Below are 20,926 nucleotides of genomic sequence, written 5' to 3'. Positions count from 1 at the left end.
GTCTTACAGATAAATATAACTAGGTTGAGCGCAAGCTTTCAAGATAACACTTCCGAGGGTAAGGAAGTTTCTTGATGCTTGCGCTTTTTTTCGGCCTAAAATTGAAAGGAATGAATTTATGAAGAAGTTTTACCAACAAACCAAAGATGAGGTGTTAAACAAACTCCTAGTCGATGAAAATATTGGCTTAACTAACGAACAAGTCCAACAAAATCGAAAACTCTATGGAGAAAACAAATTACCCGAAAAGAAAAATGATCCTTATTGGAAGATTTTTTTGCGTAGTTTCAAAGAACCCATCGTCATCGTTTTATTAGGTGCTGTAATTTTATCATTTGCTAGTTCCATCTATGCTTTCCAGACTCAACCTGATCCCCAACATGGTTTTGAGTCATTATATGAAGCTATAGCTATTTTAATTTTGATCATCATTAATGCCTTTTTAGGATTTTGGCAAGAAATCAGAGCACAAAAGAGTCTTGATGCTCTAAAGGAAATGAATGACCGTTCAGCGACTGTCTTTCGAGATGGTGAATGGCAAAGCATTTCCACTAGTGACATCGTAGTCGGTGATTTATTAAAAGTTCAATTAGGAGATTTTGTCGAAGCGGACGTACGTTGGCTTCAAACCGATGAACTCCAAGTAATCGAATCACATTTGACCGGTGAAGCCGATGCTATCCAAAAAAATATCGACAAAATTGACCAAGATGCCCAATTGGGAGATCGTTACAACATGGGTTATTCTGGGTCAACCGTCGCTAACGGCCAGGGTGTCGGAATCGTAGTTGGAATTGGTGCTAATACTGAATTAGGTAACATCGCTAAATTAATTGAATCTGTTGATGACAAGGTTTCCCCACTCCAAAATACTATCAACAAATTAACTAAAACTTTGATGAAAGTCTCCGGCGGAATCGTTGTACTGACATTCATCATTGGAATCATTCGAGCTGGAGAATTAAGTATCAACTCCATAACCTCCGTTTTATCCACCTCTATCGCTTTAGCAGTAGCTTCAATTCCCGACGCATTGCCAGCAGTTTTATCAATCGTTCTAACTATCGGTGCCAGTAAAATGGCCAGAAATAAAGGACTCATTAAATCCCTTGATAGTGTCGAAACTCTCGGTAGTACTTCCTATATTTGTTCTGATAAAACTGGAACTCTAACTCAAAATGAAATGACTGCCACGAAATTTTACGACGGAAATGCTGTTTTTGATGTTTCTGGATTAGGCTATGCTCCAACTGGTAAAATCACTAATCCTGACGACATTAAGCCCACCAATTCAGCTTTCTTGACTGGTGCGGTTCTTTGTAACGAAGCCGTGATCAAAGAAGAAGACGGTGAATTCAAACCTTTCGGTAATCCGACTGAAATTGCGTTGAACGTCTTAGGGCAAAAAGCTGGAATCACGAAAAACCAGTTATTAGAAAATAGTGAAATTATTCGAACACTACCCTTTACTAGTGACCGCAAAATGATGAGTGTTGTTATAAAAAATGACGACGGTTATCAACTTTATACTAAAGGTGCCCCTGACGTACTACTAAAAAACAGTCAAGATATCATTTTAAATGGTGAAAAAGTTTCTGGACTCGATGCCCAAAATGATTTTATGGAAATTGTGAATTCATTTGCCCATCAAGCCTTACGAACTCTAGCCGTGGGGATTAAGCCTTTATCAAAGAAACAAGCCCTCAGTGCCACGACTGAAGAATTGGAAATCGACTTAACAATTGTTGGGGTGGCCGGTATCATCGATCCTCCACGTCCTGAAGTTAAGCAATCTGTTAAAGAATTGCACGATGCCAATATCGAAGTCGTGATGATCACTGGAGACCATGCTAATACTGCCCGTGCTATCGCTTATGACCTCGGCATCATTAAGTCAAAAGATGCGCCGGTAGTTAATGGTAGTGAAATTGAAAAAATGTCTGATGATGAATTGTTCCAAAAGGTTCTCAATACTAATATCTATGCTCGAGTATCACCAGAACACAAACAGCGTATTATCAAACAACTTCAAAAACACCACCAAGTTGTAGCTATGACTGGTGATGGTGTCAATGATGCGCCAGCTTTACGAGTAGCTGATATCGGTATCGCTATGGGAATCAATGGTACTGAAGTTACTAAGGATTCTGCTGATTTAATTTTATTAGATGACAAATTCACTACGATTGAAAAATCAGTCAAAAGTGGTCGAACGATTTATGCCAATATCAAAAATTTCATGCGCCACGAATTAACTACCAACGTAGCTGAAGTTTTGGCTTTATTGTTAGGCTTACTTTTATTTGGACAAACAGTCGGGCAAGTTCCTGCTGGTACACCAACTTTGACAGCTTTAATGGTCCTTTGGGTAAATATGGTCAGTGATGCTTTACCTTCATTTGCTTTGGGTTATGATGTGGCTGAATCAGATATTATGAAAGAAAATCCCCGTGACCCTAATGAATCCGTCTTGGCTAATCACACTTGGTCTCGAGTATTGATTCGAGGGACTATCATGGGAGCTATGGTTTATCTTGGTTTCTTATGGGCTGCCAACTTTGGTTTAAACAGTAACGAAGCACAAACAGTTGCCTTCTTAACACTAGTTTTTGGTCAATTGTGGCACGTCTTTGATGCTAGAAGTTCGCATACCCTATTTAGAAGAAATCCTTTCAGCAATCCCCGCCTTCTTGTAGCAGTGTTGTTTGCTGGAGTGAGTTCTGTTTTGGTAACTATTTTGCCATTCTTCAATTTAGTTATGGGGACAGCCACTTTGCCAGGTTGGATCTATTTGGCAGTAATCTTCGTGCCTGCTTTGCCAACGTTGATTTTGTCTGGTTTGAAAGAAATCTTTAAGATTAAAATTTGGTAAAAATAAGCTGATAGATAAATTTCTATCGGCTTTTTTAACGTAAAAAAAACCATGTCAATTAAGACATGATTCTCAAAAATTAATTTTTATACCAAACGGATGTGTCTAGATGGACACCATTTTCTTGTTTGACCCATTCATTTGTAGCGACACGGTAATACGTTGAACCATCGTAATCGATTGCTACTTTATCAGTGAGCCATGAGGTCTTCTTTTCTAGAGCACGATTGCTGTTAGCATTCTTTTGAATGTCATGAAGATTGTAATAGTCCTTTGTTTCATCAACGTTAACAATCATTTGTACATCTTTAACGAAAATAACATCGTGTGAATCGATCCATTCGCCAGTCGCAACTCGATATTGTTTGACACCAGTACGATTGTTGACACGATATTGATCCGTTATCCAACCAGAATCTTCAGACAAAGCACGGTTTTGAATCGTTTCGTTAGCGTGGTTATTCAAAGAATAATACTCTTGTGTTTCTTTAGTAAGAACTACACCAGGATCTTTGTAATAAGTCCACTCATCTTCGGTATTATTGCCATTATCACGGAAGTAGACATCGTTAGCATCAATCCATTCGCCAGTCGCAACCCGATATTGTTTAACGCCAGTACGATTGTTGACACGGTACTGATCCGTTACCCAACTAGAATCTCCGGACAAAGCACGATTTTGAATCGTTTCATTAGCGTGGTTATTCAAGGAATATGTTGGTTCTGTTGTCTTAGTTGTTACCACACCAGCATCTTGATAGTAGGTCCATTCGTCTTCAGAATTCGTATTTGTTGATGAACCACTACTATGATGTTGATTAACGGTTATTGTACGCATAAAGGTAACCGTTGGATTTTCAGCATCGTGATTTACTGTTCCATTCAATGAATCAAAATCATAAGCGTAGTCAGCATTATCCGTTAATGGAACCGTAACTTTTTGATAGTAAGTTCCAGCTTTAGTAAAGTTACCGTTCTTATCTACAACGTCAGATAACTTATTGCCATCCTTATCATAAAAACCATCAAAAGTTGGATCTGATTTAATAAGGGATGCATTATCTTTACCAGTTAAAGCAATATCAGCTGGATTTTCAACAGATTTGGACGTTGATGAAGTACCGGTGGTCGTTGAAGCATCCTTAATATCATCGCTTGGAGTTAAAGCTGTAGCGGTAATTTTTTGATCAACGGTTACCGAATTATCATCTGAACTTACATAGCCTGGCAATTTACTAAAGTCATAATCTTCAGGTACACCTGCCAATAAACTAAATGTAACCTGACGATAATAAGTTCCTGGTCTCATAATCTTATATCCAGAAGCATAATCCGATTTTTCGCCAGCAGTTCCATCAGAATTTATATTGTAGTATTCAGGAGATAATAAAATCCCATTATTGTTCTCTTTATCAACTAAGCTTTTTGAGGCAGCGTCTGTTAAATCATAACCTTCAGTATTAGATAAAGCACTATCATCGTCACCAACTGTTACATCTACGTTCAAATTCTGAATATTATTTCCCTTATTTGAATCGTCCGTCCAGTTTGCTGTACTCTTTTTATTAACCGTAATCGGTTGAACATAAGTAATAGTACCATCTGAATTTTTAGTAATATTAGGATCATTGAACTTATAGCTTTCAGCAGATAAATCCGTTGGTTTAAATGTTATAGCACGGTAATAAGTTTTCGCCTTATCAAAAGTATCGCTTTTAACAGGAGTATTTAAATTGCTATCTTCATATACGGTATCAGATTCAACTTCTGCATGAATAGGTGTATCATCCTTCATTTTCAAAGCATAATTAGAACTATCAGGTAACTTACTGATAAGATCCTTTATCGTAATCTCTGGCACAGTTGCTGAATCTACTTTAGCAACAATTGGATCAACAGTGATTTTTTGAATATATGTGACTTCATCATTTTCTGCGTCTATTTTTTCAGCATTTGGAAAACTATATTTATATCCATCACCTTCATTGAGTTTGAAAGTAATAGTTCTGTAGTAGGTACTCTTAGTCAATCCTTTAGTGGTGTCAGCAGTCTTGGATTTATCACCCTCTAAAGCATCATTTTCTTTTTCATAATAGTCTCCAATTGTTACATTAGATACAATTGAATTAGGATTACCCGAATCAGAGACATCCTTTATATCATAAATTGTAGAATCATTTAATTTTGTTCCATCAATAGAAGCGCCATCACTTGGTGTCCCAGCTATTACGGTTAAAGCATTAATATTCTCTGATGTTTCTTTAGGTTCAGAAACTATTACTGGTTGTGCATAATAATAATAGCGTGTTCCACCTGGTATTACTTTCATATTGTCACTATCCGATTCCAATTGATAATTATATGCACCTGGCATTATCGTATTAGTTATTCTAACAACACGATAATATGTTCCAGAATGAACAAATTTGCCATTTTCAATAATATTTGTTGAACTAGGACTACCATCCAAAGCATTTTCTTTATTAACAAAATAATTATTAGTATTGTATCCAGTATTATCACTTATAAAGGTGATAACAGGATCAGTATGATTTAATTCTTTATTATTTGCTTTTATTGAAAGGCCAATATTTTCATTACTTACTGACGAGTCATTAATACTTGTTCCTAAAGGTATTTCTAAAGGATCAACCGTAACTGTAGCTATCATACGATTAATCTTAACTTTTTGCACATAAGTCACGGTATTTCCATCAGTAGTATACCCGACATCATTTTCTGTTTTAGGAAAAGTATAGTAACTAACATTCTTCGGTAAAGTGTAAGTTACCGTTCTATATTTATCACCAATTGAATTATATACTCCATTCTTTACTATTGTTTCTGGATTAGTTTTTTCAAGAGCATTTTCAGCACTACCGTAATAAGAAGTTCCTATTTCCACATTACTACTAATTATATCTCCATTTTTTGTACTGATTTTTAATTCATTAGTATCAGTATTAACGGGATCCATATAATAAACATTAACATCGGGGATATCTACAGTTACATCTATTTTTTGTGTAGGATCACCTATATGAACCTTTTGAATATAAGTAACTGTATTATTATCAGTATTCAACACATAATCTTTATTTTCTTCCGTACCAAACTTATTTGTATCAACAGAACTAGTAATCAAATGAAATGTTATTGTACGAAGATAATTTCCTGATTGAATAAAATTTCCATTACTATCAGTTACATTAACCGAACTATCTTTATCGTTGTTCAAAACCTCACTTGGATCAGTATTTTCAGAATAATAATTATCACCAAAGGTAATTCCCCTATTAGTGTCAGAATCATTTATTAACGAATTTCCTACTCCATCAGATAGCGTATTACCTGCTACAATCTCTGAGGAGTACTTTGTTTCACCAACGTTTGTCTCTTGATTTACAATATTCTTTTTTACTCCATTGTCTACAACGTTAATTGGCCGAATAATAGTAATCATGCCAACAGACTTATTGTAAATAAAATCAGTACCTACTGTTGCCTCAGTATTACTTCCGTTTATAAATAATTTATATAAATTAACTTTTTGACTTGTTTCTGGATCTACAGAATCATTTAACATTGCTTCAATAGCCTTATCATTTCCGTTATCCAACTTATATGATACTGTTTGATAGTATGTTCCAGGTTTTGTGATTTGATTGTCAGAATTTAAAACTCCTGAAGGAATATTTCCACTATCCATAGAATCTGGATTAAATTGAGAACTGCTAGCATAATCAGCAGCCGCCTTTTTCCCTTCGTCTGTACCGGTAAACAAACTTTTACCATAAATAGGAACCCTTTGTCCATCACCATTGGTAACCGAATAATTATCAGTAACCTTCAATGAATTATTATTGACCAATGCAGAGTCAGATAAACTGCTTCCTACTACTACATTAGGTGATGTAACTTCCTTAGTTACATCAAATCTACTCATATTAATCTTAAACTTTTTGTAAATCATGTCTGAAGTAACGCCTGGTGTCTCTAGAGAGGGTGGGGTATATGTTCCATATCCATCCGATGGATTCGTTGATGATACCATTTGTATTTCAATTGTAATAGGAAATGGTATTTTATTATTTTTAAATTCATCTTCTACTCTTGAGTAATCATCGGCACTTTTCAATATAATCTGATTTTGATTTGCATCAGTTAATTTAAGAGAGCCTAAAACATCACGATAATAATCATTATTACCATTAGCAAGAGGAAAAGTATTTTTCTTAATTTTTAACATTTCCACAGCAGGATCCCTTTGTAAATCCAAAACATGCGCCGGATTATCAGGATCAAAATATGAATATTTACCTTCTACTATGTAAGGATACTTTTGCTCTAATGCATCTACAAACACTTGAGAATTTGACACATACTGATCACCAAATTGACTCATAAAATCATTAAGAAAAGTAGTTATTGGTAAGTCAGATGGTGGATTATAATCAACCCCGTCGGCATTAACAACAATTTCACTTGTGGGTACCATCATAGAAATCACGACCGGAGCTCCAGCAGCTAACAATGCCACTGCAATTGCACTACCAATATATTTAACATTCTTCTTCATAGAAAAATCCCTCCGTTTTCCAAAAAACTTTAATTAATCTCAATAACATATATAAAAATTAAAAAAGTTACTTCACTTGAAGAATCCGAATGAAATAGCCTAATTATCATAACGACAAATCTTAAAAGCATTCTAACACCTTGATAATAACACTTATTATGTAACTGATTACAAGTACTTTATAACTTTATAAATAAAATAAATCATAAAAATAATGTACAAACATCACTATGATATATAAAAATTTAAAAATTATATCCAACAAAAAGCCACTCAATTTTCAAATATCAAAATTGAGTGGCTTTATTATTTTTCATATGTTAAATATGCGATACCATTTACTTTTTTAGCTGTTACTAAATTGAATTCTTTAAACTTAGTTTTATCTGAAAACAACGGAATACCTTTGCCTAAAACAATTGGAACGATGCCGATTTGATAAACGTCAATTAAGTCGCTATTAACTAGTGGAGCAATCACGCTGCTGCCACCGACGATCCAAATATCCTTTTTCGACGCTTCTTGTTTCAAGCCCCGAATCAAATCTTCCACATCTTCATCAATAAAGTGAATATTACCAACATCGTCCCCGGGATGTCTTGTCATAATATAATTTTCAAAACTATCGTATGGATAATCATTGGGAGATAGCTTGTTAGCAACTTGATCGTAAGTCTTGCGGCCCATAACTACTGTATCGATATGTTTGACTAGCCTCTCATACTCACGATCTTTCGTTTCCCCCGAAGTAAAATCATTATCAATCAAATAGTCGATATTGCCATTTTCTTCCGCAATATATCCATCTAAAGTCTCCGCAATAAATAGAATAACTTTCCGTGCCATAACCCAATCCTCCAATCAGCTTTCTTAAACATAATTATATAGCCAATTGAATGATTATCCGATAATTATTTCTTTACATTCCGTATTTTAATCTTTGGTAAAATGCAACGAATAATCAATATTCAGTTTATCAGCTGACGTTTTAACAAATTTCTTAACGTCCGTTTGATTATCTGGTGTTTCATCCTTTAATTTAACTAAGATCAAAGCCTTATCGCTCTTATTTTTCTCTACTAATTGACCAATATAAACTTTCTCTACCGCATCTGGATATTCTTTGGTAATTTGACTCTTTAATTTCAACAGATTCTTATCGCTACTACTTGTAGTCGATTGAGTAGTACTGCTCTTCTCTTGGTCGACATACTTCTTGAAGGCATTGACACTCAAATAATTACCCTTCGAAAGTTGCTGGAATTGTAATTTATAATCACCTAATTGATAGTCGCTCAAACGATTATCCAAGCTACTGATTTCTGACTTGTTCAAATCATCTCCAATAACGACCAACTTGATTTTTTTATCCTCAAATTGCTTATTGACCACGTACAAACCAGGTATTTCATTATCGATAAAACTCGTCAATTGTGTCTCATTGTAAGTTTTTTTGACCAAAGTCGAGGCAGAAATCAAACTAGGAATCGTAATAATAATCGCCGCAATGATAATTAGCACTTGATTTTTTATAGGAATTCCACTGGCACGGTGTTGTTTAAGGTTAAAGACTAATGTTCCTAACATCGTTGCTAAAGCGATAAAGAAAGTATTAATCAAGAATAAATAACCGGCACTAAAGACTATCGACCATTTAAACTGACTCAAGCCATAGCCCACGGTCGATAATGGTGGAATTAGAGCTGTCGCAATCGCAACTCCAGGTAAAATATTTCCGGGATCTTTTTTGGCAGAACCGATAATACCGGCAACACCACCAAAGAACGCTACTAATACATCCCAAATGGCCGGTTGAGTTCTAGCAATAATTTGTTCACTGGCATCTTTAATCGGCGAAAGTGAAAAGTAAATCGTTGCCGCAATTAAACCAACAATCACTTCAATCAAATAAACCATGACAGCTTTTCTCAACAGCTTCGTATCACGGATCCCGACACCATAACCCATTCCGATGATAGGATCCATAATTGGTGATATCAGCATGGCACCAATAACTATCGCTACTGAATCCATATTCAAACCAATACTAGCAATTATCGTCGCACAAAATAGCACCGCAAAATTCAACCAGCTAAGATTGAGATTCTGTCGGACGTGCTTGTCAATAATATCCGACTTTAGTAGTTGATCTTCTCCATCCATATCCATTGTTATCCCTCACAAATGTTTAATTAGTTCTATTTTATTACATTCACGAGAATATTAAAAAAGGAATGCCGGCAAAGACATCCCTTAATTCTAATTATTTTCTTTAATAAATTGCGCAGCTTTACGTCCTTGATGAACGATACCAGAAATAGCTGTACCTGAACCTGGATAATAAGGTCCAATCCAACCACCGGCATTCAATCCAGCAGCGAACAAGCCACTAATTGGTTGATTAGCGTTATCCAAAACTTGGCAGTTAACGTTGATTTTCAAACCACCGATAGCACCGAGGTTAGCTTCTCTATTCTTATGAACATAAAATGGAGCGGCCAAAATTTGGATACCTGTTCGACGACCAAATTCGGGATCCTTGCCAGTAGCGGCATTAGTGTTCCAAACATCTAACGTATTTTGCAAGTTAGCTACCGGTACATCGATTAATTCAGCCAATTCTTCAATTGAATCAGCTTTTTGAACGTCACCTTTATCCAAATCTTTTTCTAATGATTCTTTATCCCAAACGCTACCTTTAGCAGAAAGTGATTTCTCGTCAAAAATCATGTAAGTTGAACCGCCAAGTTGAGCTTCTTGTTGGAAAATTGCTCGATAAGTATAAGCATACGTAGCGTCTTCACAAACGAAACGTTGTCCTTGACTATTAACAAAAATTGAAGGCATCGTTGGAACTCGGTCATCAGTCGCATTACCAGTCTTGTTGTCAAAATCAATCGTTCCACCCATACCAGCAACGGCGGCACCGGCCATTTGACCCATCTTGATTCCGTCACCAGTATCAGTCACCGTTGAAAGACAAGCGTGGTCTTGTAAATCGTGATATTGTTGAGCATTCAAGTCATGAGCCAATTCCTCATTATGGTCGATACTTGCGGTAGCCAAAATCACACCTTTGTTAGCTTTGACGTAAATATCACCAGTTTGAGTTTGTGCCACAACACCCTTAACTTCTTTAGTACCAGCAACTTGGATCAAAGAAACGACCGGAGCTTGATACTTGATTTTAGCTCCATTGTCCAAAGCAGTCTTTAACAAAGCTTGAGTCAGAACAATTCCTTGACCCATACCGCCACCGCCATCATAGACGTGGATTCTATCGGCGAAGTCTTCATCTTTAACGTAAGGAATGTGGCAGTGACCATAAATTGAACTCCACTTGATTCCTTGATCAGCTAACCATTCGATATTCTTAGGAGCACCGTTAGCTAAATCTTTGACCAATTCTGGATTAACACGATTTTCACCAGCAGCTAACCACAAATTAGCGTGTTTTTCAGGAGTATCGTTTTGATATTTGGTAAATTCTTTTTGATATTTAGTTCCAGCGGCTTGAATAACACCGCCAGAATAGTTGGTTGTCCCACCAGGAACCCCGGCTTTTTCTAAAATCAAAACTGATAAACCATCTTGAGCGGCTTGTGCTGCAGCGGCCAATCCAGCCCCACCTGAACCAACTACTACGACATCAGCTGAATCATCAAATTTCAAACCGTCACTGCAATAAACTGGTCCTCTAGCAGGTGAAGGTTTGGGACGATTGATAGATTTATCCTTGCCACCATCAGTTGGTGCTAAGACATTAACGTCCAAAGCATCTTCTTGTGATAGCTCGCCACGATAAACTGCCAAAGCTTTTTCGACAGCTTTTTTAAAATTACTAGTACTGGATGAAGCACCAGAAATGGCATCAATATCCTCAGTTTGTCCAGATGTCATTTGGTTTTGCATACTTTCAATTGCTAGTTTTCCAACAGTATTAGGAGCGATATTGTCACTCTCAACTTTGGAAATCTTTCCGTCTGTAACTGTAACAATGGCAGTCACTGGTCCATGGAAACTTTGAGCAGTTCCCTTGAATGTTTGTACCTTACTCATAAGCATCATCCCCCATTTTTGTAACCGATTACTTAAAATGGTAGCATAACTTTTCTTCATAGTGTAATCGGTATTGCTAAATTGCGCACAAAAAATACCCTTGAATTTAATCAAAGGCATTCCCTAATTATTCGAATAATTAACTAATTTCTTACCAGCATCATCGCCATAAACGATTTCCTGAACATTCTTAGCAATTTCTGCAATTCTTGAGAAACCACTCAACCCACTTTGGTTGTGACCATCAGTCATGATAACAAGAACGTATTTTTGACCGTTTGGTAAGGTAACAATAGCCGCATCATTGTTAGTATCATCAAGAAAACCAACTTTATCCTGAACAGTTGTACCTGAATTGGCCTGTGCTACACCGGTTGGAATTCCTGTTCGATAAATTTGCTTGCCCATGAGATTGAGTAACTTTTGTTGATCCGATGAATTCTTAAATGAGCCTGTTCCATTTTCCAAGTCTCTTAACAATAGTTCCAAACTATAACTAGTAGTCTGAGCTGCTTGTCCTTCTTGGAAGACATTGCCGTAATAGCCTTGTTTTTTCAAGTAAGAACTGATTGTATCAGCACTATAATTATTAATTTGTTCTTCAGCGAAATCATTTTCACTATTAACAATCATTTTGTTGAAACCAGTACTATTTTCACTAGTCCAGCTAAAATTGCCGTTTTGCTTTTGACCCATCAAGAAAGCTGATAAGTATAACTTGTACGTACTAGCAGCTGTTTTGATTGTCGAAGCATTGGATTCAACTTCTAAATTACCTTCTTGATAAACTTGATTGTACTTACTATTAGAATTACTATCGTCATTTCCTAAATTGTAAAAACTGACACTAGCTGTTCCGTCAGCAGTCACAGTATTTAAATAATTAGTTAAATTAGTTTTGATAATTTTGCGTTTCTTTTTAACAGCTTTAGTTACTTTAGAATTGTCACTACTGCTTATCGAAGCTTGTGAATTGTTGTGATAGTAACCAAATCCGACAACCAATAAACAAACCACTAAAAATAAACGTAAATATTTTTTGCGTCTTCTCTTTTGAACTCTTATGAGATTACCTCATTTCCTCAACTACAAATCTTTCAGTAGTTCCATTATACGAGCCATTTTGAGAAATAATTTATACGTTTTCTTTACGTTATTTTTACATTCGGGCGTTTTGTTATCGATTTGAAATAAATGTATAAGTAACAAATGGAATTATGTGTTATTTGTCTACTTCATTAGAATCTTTAGGCTTTTCAACAATAGTAGCTTTGATTTTCTTAGGTCTTTTTGAATGTAGAACCAATTTCTTAGAAACTTTCAAAACCTTATTAGCTCCCGCAGCTGTCCCTTGGCCGACTTTATCAAACAAAGCTTTCGTGGATTCTTTGCGAACTTGTTTCTTATGAACGGAATCTGCTAGGATTTTTTGACTTTGTTCCAAACCTTCACTATCAAGATAATAAATCTTAACAAAGCCCCCAGCTGGCAAAACAGTTTTAGGTTTAGGAACTGTCTTCAAGACTGTGTCGACTTTGGTGGACACTAATTTGACATCTGGATCGACTTTTACAAAGGCATATTTAATATTTATCGAATCAAACAAATCTTTCGTCTGATCCAAGCTTAAACCACTGATATCTGGCAGTTTAATATCAAATTGATGGCGTTTATTACGTTCGTCTATTTGATGATTTGTAACTTCGGCTGTAGAACTGATTATATTCCCAGCAATGTCTATCGTTTTATTTAAAGTCTTGCCTAGTTTTGAAATCCCTTTGGAATCTGTTAATTTGTCTACTCCTTTAATAAATTTGTCCATTTTACCATCTTTTGCTGACATAACCGTTCCCATCCTTTCAAAAAGATATAGTGTATTTATCTATATTTAATTTTAACAATAATAACCGAAAGCAGAACAAAAAGCATCCCTGAACTTAATCAGAGATGCTTTTAATCTACGGAATATTATTCCCACTCAATAGTTGCGGGCGGCTTAGAAGTAATATCATAAACTACACGGTTAACATGATCTACTTCGTTTACGATTCTTACGGAGATCTTTTGCAAGACATCCCAAGGAATCTTAGCGAAGTCAGCTGTCATACCGTCGATTGATGTAACGGCACGGATACCGATTGTGTAATCGTAAGTTCTACCATCACCCATAACACCAACTGAACGAATACCTGGTAAGACTGTGAAGTATTGCCAGATTTTTTCGTCTAGGCCGTTTTTAGCGATTTCGTCACGAAGAATCCAGTCACTATCACGAACGATTTGTAACTTCTCTTCGGTAACTTCACCGATAACACGAATTCCAAGACCTGGTCCTGGGAATGGTTGGCGCCATACTAATTCGTGAGGCATGCCTAGTTTTTCACCTAGTTCACGAGTTTCATCTTTGAACAATGTACGAAGAGGCTCGATCAACTTGAAGTGCATGTCTTTTGGAAGTCCACCAACATTGTGGTGAGACTTGATTGTTTGAGCAGTACTTGTACCACTTTCGATAACGTCAGTATAAAGAGTACCTTGAGCCAAGAAATCAATTCCATCAAGCTTTTGAGCTTCGTCATTGAAGACTTGGATAAATTCATTACCAATAATCTTACGTTTCTTTTCTGGATCAGTTACACCAGCAAGTTTGTCTAGGAAACGTTTTTGAGCATCAACTTTAATGATGTTCAAACCGAATTTGCCTTCCAAACTATCCATAACTTGGTCGGCTTCGTTCTTTCTTAGAAGACCGTGATCAACGAAGATACTTGTTAATTGTGTACCGATAGCTTTGTGTAGCAAAACACCAACAACAGAAGAATCAACACCACCTGATAGTCCAAGAAGAACCTTCTTGTCACCAACAGTGTCACGAATCTTTTGAATTTGTTGATCAATAAAATCATCCATTGACCAGTTAGCTTCTGCGCCACAAACATCAAATGCGAAGTGTTTCAAAATTTCTGAACCGAATTCAGTATTTCTAACTTCAGTATGGAATTGAACACCATACATTTTACGTTCGTCATCAGCGATTGATGAAATAGGTGCATTTTTACTTGTAGCTACTACCTTGAAACCAGTAGGTGCTTCCTTAACAAGGTCACCATGACTCATCCAAACAAATTGCTTTTCTGGTAAGTCTTTGAATAATACAGCATCCTTATCAGTAACTTCAATATCAGCACGTCCGTATTCACGGTTATCAGCTGATTCAACTTTTCCGCCAAGGTTATAAGACATCAATTGCATACCGTAACAAATACCTAAGATAGGAATACCTAGCTTGTAAATGTCTTGGTCGATTGAAAAGGCATCCTTGTCGTAGACACTCATTGGTCCACCAGAAAGGATAATACCCTTAGGATTGATTTCTTTAACTTCTGCAGCAGTAATAGTGTTTGGTAGTAATTCAGAGTAAATTCCAATATCTCTGATACGACGAGTAATCAATTGGTTATATTGACTACCATAGTCTAGAACGATGATGCTATCAGCATCAGGCCATTGCTTGCTCAAATCAATTTCCCCCATTTTTTTATTTATTCTATTGTATACGAAATCACGTTCCATGTCATATATTGTATACGCTTAATATTTTCTTAGATAAATTTTATCGATCTGATGGTCCTCAGATTTGTGCAAAATAAGATCTGCTCGATTCATTGTTGGCTTAATATAATCGCGCAAATTTGGATAATTGATCGTATCCCAAACGTTCTTTGCCATATCCATAGCTTCTTTTTCCGGCATCTGGGTAAATTGGTAATAGTAACTGTTAGGATCGTTGTGAGCTAAATCCAATAACGTTTCAAAACGATTCAAGAACCATTCTTCAATATCTTCTACTTCCGCATCGATATAAATTGAAAAATCAAAGAAATCACTGACATAGATCTGTTCGTTCTGAGGCAATTGTAATACATTTATCCCTTCAACAATCAAAATATCTGGATTGGCAGTTTCTTCATACTTTTCTGGAATAATATCGTAAATGTTATGTGAATAAAGTGGATACTTGATGCGGCCACCCTTAGTTTTGACATCACCTAAAAACTTCAAGAGTTTACCCATATCATAAGTCTCTGGAAAACCTTTTTTGTTCATCAAATGGCGTTCTTTCAAAATTTTACTAGGATATAAGAAGCCATCAGTTGTCATCTGTGACACGTTGTATTGCGGATAAGCCCGCTCCAACATTATTTTTAATAATCGGGCTGTGGTACTCTTTCCAACTGCTACTGAACCGGAAACGCCAATAATAAACGGAACTTTTCGAGCTTCTTCACCCAAAAATTCAGTTTTTAATTTGGTCAGTTTGCGATAATTTTTCAAATAAATATGAAGTAAATGGCGGATTGGCGCATAAATCGAACGAACATCGTCAATTGAAATTTCATCATCCAATGACTTGATCTTACGCAATTCTCCATCAGTAATCGCTTGCTTGGTATATTCACCGTGGAAGTTTTCCCATTGCTTTCGAGTAAATTCATCATAGTTAGCTAAACTTTGCATATTGTTAAACCTGCTTAATATAATAATTAACTTTTATTAGATTTCTGGTATTCTAGTATAGTATAGAACTTTTTTGAAAAAGGAAACAATATATGAAGAGAATAGTATTATTTGGGGACTCGACCATGATGGGTTTTCGTGATGGCAAAGCTAGTGATATCTTGGCTAAACACATCCGAAAAGACTTTCCTGGTTATGAAGTCATTAATATGTCAATTTCCGACTATAAGACCAATAATGCTATGACACGTGTTGATCGAGTTAAACGTCTAAATCCTGCCGTGGTGATTTTAGGATTTGGCGTCAACGATATTTCGACAGACGATGAAATCAAACCTGGTAAATTTGCGGCCAATTTGACTAATATAATAGAAACTTTAGGATCAAGCAAAGTTATTTTATTATCTCCTCCTTATATTGACTGGATCAAAGATCCTACTAGACCTTGGACCCGCCAATTACAATTCGAGTTGGTAACAGAACATTTGAGCAAGCAACTAGACGTATCGTATATCGACTTGCTACATGACATGGCTAATTGCGATAATCTTAATGACTTGCTACAAGCAGACGGTTTGCACTTTACCAAGCAAGGTTATAACCTCTTAGAAGACGAGTTAATACCAGAAATTAAAGCCACATTAACTAACAATCAGTTAGTGTCGAACTAAAGGAGCACTTTATGGATTTAAATATTCCTCAAAAATATTTTATTTTATCGTGTAACGAAAAAGGTAGTATTCGTATTTTTAAGAATACCAGACGTCGTGCTTATTTAGCCGAAAGTTCATTCTTTGATTTAGCGCTAAATGACATTATCGATTTGACTGACAACAGTGTCATCATTAATAAGGTTTTGCCGGATGACAAAAAATATTTGAACGAATTTTTCCAAATCATCAATAAGAATCAAGGTAAAAACGTCACTCACGTTTTACGAGCCATGGCTACCAACGAAAAAATCACTCAAGTTATTTACAATGAAATTGGTGATTCACTAGTTGATAAAGTCGACGTGACTAAAGCTGTAACTGGTTTAGTTTTCAAAACTAATAATTACTTGCCTGATAGAAACATCAAGCGTGAATTAGTTTCTGACTTACGTAAAGAAATCCTGACGGCGGATAAAATTTCACCAGAGGCTTTCGCATTGTTAGCCACACTTTATGGCAATCACGACTTGAAGTTTTACTTCTCACAATTTGAACAAAAACAACTCAAAGCTAAGATGGCATTGTATAACAACGACCCTACTTATGAGAAATTGTTTGAATTGTCGAAACGTTTGAACCGCGTTACTTTGACACTTTTGAGTTAAGGAAAAATCAATGGCATCCTCTTGCGAGGGTGTCTTTTTTTATAAAAGGAGAAAATCATGAACTTCACTCGACTACATTATTTTTGTGATGTTGCCCGTCTACATAGTTTTTCAAAAGCCGCCGATGAGAATTTCATATCTCAAACAGCTATCAGTCAACAAGTCGCAAAATTAGAAAAAGAACTCAATGTCACATTGATTGACCGTAATAAATTGCCAATCGAATTAACTAGAATTGGTGAAGTAGTCAATCGGCGTTCCTTAATAATTCTTGAGCAATACGGTGTCTTAAAAGGTGAGATAGCTCAATTACGTCAAACTCAAAATACTTTAACCGTCGCTTATCCTAATGGTGCTGTAGAACCTGTTGAACAATTAGTCTTACCCAAAATTCAAACGGTAGATGATTTAGAACTATATTTAGTCAAAAGTGATTTGAATGATATTCAAGATAAATTACTAGATCAAACTGTCGACTTGGCAATTACCTTTGATTCAGAAATCACTGACAAAAAGCAATTGTCCACGATTAATCTTGCCAAGGGAAAATATGACGTTATAGTCGGAACCAATCATCCCTGGTATCAAAGAAACACCATTAATCCTGAAGAACTGCTTAATGAAAGAGTCATTTACATTGCCAATCGTCCAAATACTAATTCATATTTAAAAATGCGTGATCATGCTAAACAGGACAATGTTCCACTTAATATAGTTGCGACAGTTTCTGACATAGATACTGCCTTTTTACTGGTCCAGCTGAACAAAGGGATCACCTTCATGCCCGATTATAAAAAAATTTCAAGTGAATTCAATAATATTCATCGCATCCAAATAAAAAATACCAAACATACGTATAAAATCTGTTTGGCTTGGCGAAAAGATAATACTAATCCTCATTTACAAAAAATTATTAAGTTATTCCATAGTTAGAAGTATTTGCTTATACCATACTTCAATTCCATATTAGCTATTGTTAATTTATTCACATAAAATAGACTTAATAATTAATCAAAGGTGGTATTGAACTATGGACAAATATATTTTTACTGGTGTAGATGGTAATTTCGGTGGTATAGCCGCAGAAACAGCTATTAAATTACTCGACAAATCTCAATTGATTTTCACCGCTCCTACAGAAAAAGGAATCGCAAAATATCGTAACCAAGGCTATGAAACACGTGTCACTGACTTTAATGATCCTGATGGTTTAGCCAAAGCCTTCCAAGGAGCTAAAAAAGTATTACTCATTTCCATGCCTTTCGTTGGTGAAAAACGCCGTCAAGCTCATAAGAACGTTATCGATGCTTGTGTTGCTAGTGGCGTTCAACAAATAGTCTATACTTCTTTAGTTAATTCAACTGATCCAACTAACCCAAGTATTGAAAAATTAGACCATGCTTGGACAGAATCTTACGTTGAGAACACTGAACTAGATTATATTTTCCTACGTAATTCCCAATATGCCGAAGCAATGATCACTAACTACTTCACAATGGCAAAAACTGGCGTCTTAGCTAATAACCAAGGTGATGGTAAGATGGCTTACATTTCTCGTCAAGACTGTGCTATCGCTGCTGCTTACGCTATGGCTTCAGACTTAGAACATTCAATTTTAAATATCAACGGGCCAGAATTAATGACAATTTCTGACTTAGTAAATATCGGAAACAAGGTTACTGGTAACGATGTTAAATACCAAGAAATCACTGATGAACAAGATTACGAAGTCTTTGATAAAATGGGCGTTCCCCGTACTACCGATGGCAAATTCAAGAAAGACAGCTCTGCTCCTTTCTCATCTGATGGTATGGTAACTTTTGGTAAAGCTATTCGTGAAGGTAAAATGGGTACTTTCTCTAAAGACTTCTTTAAATTAACTGGTCAGCAACCACGTACTGTCCAAAGCATGTTTGAAAGTTCTGATGAATATCAAATTGGTGCACGTCACTCAGTCGATGCATAAAGATTTTGCGAGGTAGAAAAATGAATGAATTACAAACTGATATTGTCGTTGTTGGCGCTGGGGCTTCAGGAATCGGAGCTGCCCTTGCCGCAGTAGAAAATGGTGGAAAGGTTGTTTTACTAGAAAAAGGTGACAAATTCGGCGGTGCCGGTATGTTTGGCGCTCAAGGATTATTCGCTGCTGGTAGCAAATTGCAAAAGCAGAATGGAATCGACTACTCTTCTAGTGATGCTTATAAAGAAATGCTTAATTATACTCACTATCGTTCTAATACCCGTTTGACAAAAGCTATCATCGACAAATCAGCTGATACAATCGACTGGTTAGCAAAAAATGGTCTACAAACAGAATTAGTGAATAATACTCAAGAAGTTCATCAAGGACATCCTCGTGTTTATCATCAATATATTGATAAGTTTGATGGTTTTCAAAAATTAATGAATAATTTCACTAATAATGGCGGACAATTACTGACTAAAACTGTTGTCGAATCGATTAATTATTCAAATGATAGTTTAATAAAATTAATTATCAATCAAGATGGCGACAGCAAACAAATAACTTGTTCTAAAGTGATTTTCTCCGATGGTGGTTATGTTGGAAACCAAGAAATGGTCGATAAATATTTAACTATCAACAGTAAAGATCTCTACAGTATGGGTGAACGTAAAGCTACCGGCGATGGGATTAAGATGCTGACGGAATTAGGTGCTGACAACAGTGGACTAGGTGTTTTTGAAAATCACGCTGCATCAGTCGTTTCTAAAACTGACCCTAAATGGCATAACAACACCATCTTCTCTTTAACTAATTTACCTTTCTTATGGTTGAATCGTCGTGGCGAAAGATTCGTTAATGAAGATATTGTCTACGATTTCGCCTTGTGGGGCAATACCACTTACACTAACGGCGGATACTATTATTTCGTACTCGATCAACCAACAATCGACTATTTGAAAAATAACCAATTAAATTGGACTGATTCTTTTGAACGAACTTTCAAAACCCTTTCGCACGATCCGATGACTCATGCCGTTGGTCCTTTTAAAAATATTTATTCCGACCTCCAAGAAGCTATTGATCAAGATGCTGCCGTTTGTGGCGAAAGCATTGAAGATCTAGCTAAAAAATTAAATCTTGACCCTACTATTCTTGAAAAGAGTTTTGAACAATACAATCATGTCGTATCAAAAAAAGATGATAGTTATTTTGGTAAAGATTCTGAATTTTTGAAATTTAATGTTTCGAAAGCTCCATTCTATGCCATCAAAGCTCAATCAACTACTTTGGGGACTATTGGCGGAATCTCAGTCGATGATAAACTACACGCTTTAAAGACTGATGGACAAGTTTTACCTAATTTATTCGTTACCGGAAATAATGCTAGTGGTATGTATGATACTTCTTATCCAACTCTAGAAGGTATCAGTTGTGCCTTTGCTTGGAACTCTGGTCGAATTGCTGGTGAAACAGCTGTTAATGAGCTAAAAAAATAAACTTCAAGTTGTTCTAGTAAACAAAACGTTATAATATGTAAACGAGGAAATGACGGTCAGACTGCACTCTGCCTTGTCAAGTTGACATTTCAATGAAATTAAAATTATAAAATATATT

The 20,926-nt window shown here is 36.0% G+C and carries 14 protein-coding genes; 6 read left to right on the top strand and 8 right to left on the bottom strand.

Features of this window, described 5'->3' with window-relative positions; all coding sequences use genetic code 11:
• Nucleotides 1-118 precede the first annotated feature (118 nt).
• Complete coding sequence (locus FC88_RS00740) at nt 119-2,872, top strand: cation-translocating P-type ATPase (protein ID WP_057811906.1); 2,754 nt, start codon at nt 119-121, stop codon at nt 2,870-2,872.
• A gap of 79 nt (nt 2,873-2,951) precedes the next feature.
• Here the strand turns inward: FC88_RS00740 and FC88_RS00735 are convergent, their stop codons facing one another.
• From FC88_RS00735 to coaA, 8 genes are all read right to left on the bottom strand, one after another.
• On the bottom strand, nt 2,952-7,451 hold the full coding sequence (locus FC88_RS00735; protein WP_057811905.1) for a hypothetical protein: 4,500 nt from the start codon (nt 7,449-7,451) through the stop codon (nt 2,952-2,954).
• A 306-nt stretch (nt 7,452-7,757) separates the two neighbouring features.
• Nucleotides 7,758-8,297 carry a dihydrofolate reductase family protein gene (locus tag FC88_RS00730; protein ID WP_057811904.1) on the bottom strand — a complete coding sequence of 180 codons (540 nt, stop codon included), beginning with the start codon at nt 8,295-8,297 and terminating at the stop codon, nt 7,758-7,760.
• An 87-nt stretch (nt 8,298-8,384) separates the two neighbouring features.
• On the bottom strand, nt 8,385-9,620 hold the full coding sequence (locus tag FC88_RS00725) for a DUF389 domain-containing protein (protein WP_057811903.1): 1,236 nt from the start codon (nt 9,618-9,620) through the stop codon (nt 8,385-8,387).
• Nucleotides 9,621-9,710: 90 nt separating this feature from the next.
• Complete coding sequence (locus tag FC88_RS00720) at nt 9,711-11,510, bottom strand: FAD-dependent oxidoreductase (protein ID WP_057811902.1); 1,800 nt, start codon at nt 11,508-11,510, stop codon at nt 9,711-9,713.
• Nucleotides 11,511-11,633: 123 nt separating this feature from the next.
• The gene (locus FC88_RS00715; RefSeq protein WP_235526884.1) at nt 11,634-12,527 is read right to left on the bottom strand and encodes a serine hydrolase; all 894 of its coding nucleotides are present in this window, start codon (nt 12,525-12,527) and stop codon (nt 11,634-11,636) included.
• Nucleotides 12,528-12,732: 205 nt separating this feature from the next.
• Nucleotides 12,733-13,353: a PASTA domain-containing protein gene (locus tag FC88_RS00710; protein ID WP_057811900.1), complete on the bottom strand. Its 621-nt coding sequence runs from the start codon at nt 13,351-13,353 to the stop codon at nt 12,733-12,735.
• Nucleotides 13,354-13,478: 125 nt separating this feature from the next.
• The gene (gene guaA, locus FC88_RS00705; RefSeq protein ID WP_057811899.1) at nt 13,479-15,044 is read right to left on the bottom strand and encodes a glutamine-hydrolyzing GMP synthase; all 1,566 of its coding nucleotides are present in this window, start codon (nt 15,042-15,044) and stop codon (nt 13,479-13,481) included.
• Between the two features lie 57 nt (nt 15,045-15,101).
• Nucleotides 15,102-16,028, bottom strand: a complete 927-nt coding sequence (gene coaA / locus FC88_RS00700) for a type I pantothenate kinase (protein ID WP_057811898.1) — start codon at nt 16,026-16,028, stop codon at nt 15,102-15,104.
• Between the two features lie 92 nt (nt 16,029-16,120).
• Here coaA and FC88_RS00695 point away from each other — a divergent pair, with 92 nt between their 5' ends.
• The 5 genes from FC88_RS00695 to FC88_RS00675 all read left to right on the top strand — a co-directional run bounded on the left by FC88_RS00695 (nt 16,121) and on the right by FC88_RS00675 (nt 20,808).
• Nucleotides 16,121-16,699, top strand: coding sequence for an SGNH/GDSL hydrolase family protein (locus FC88_RS00695; protein WP_083484524.1), 579 nt, complete (start codon nt 16,121-16,123; stop codon nt 16,697-16,699).
• An 11-nt stretch (nt 16,700-16,710) separates the two neighbouring features.
• Nucleotides 16,711-17,346: a GPP34 family phosphoprotein gene (locus FC88_RS00690; RefSeq protein ID WP_057811896.1), complete on the top strand. Its 636-nt coding sequence runs from the start codon at nt 16,711-16,713 to the stop codon at nt 17,344-17,346.
• Between the two features lie 57 nt (nt 17,347-17,403).
• Entirely contained in the window at nt 17,404-18,279 is an 876-nt protein-coding gene (locus FC88_RS00685; protein ID WP_057811895.1) for a LysR family transcriptional regulator, read from the top strand.
• A gap of 97 nt (nt 18,280-18,376) precedes the next feature.
• Complete coding sequence (locus FC88_RS00680) at nt 18,377-19,312, top strand: NmrA family NAD(P)-binding protein (protein WP_057811894.1); 936 nt, start codon at nt 18,377-18,379, stop codon at nt 19,310-19,312.
• Between the two features lie 20 nt (nt 19,313-19,332).
• Complete coding sequence (locus FC88_RS00675; protein ID WP_057811893.1) at nt 19,333-20,808, top strand: FAD-dependent oxidoreductase; 1,476 nt, start codon at nt 19,333-19,335, stop codon at nt 20,806-20,808.
• Nucleotides 20,809-20,926: the final 118 nt, after the last annotated feature.

Source organism: Companilactobacillus futsaii JCM 17355 (genome assembly GCF_001435505.1).
Lineage (GTDB): Bacteria > Bacillota > Bacilli > Lactobacillales > Lactobacillaceae > Companilactobacillus > Companilactobacillus futsaii.
Note: the sequence above shows the minus strand (reverse complement) of the source record. Positions and strands in the feature narration are given on the sequence as shown.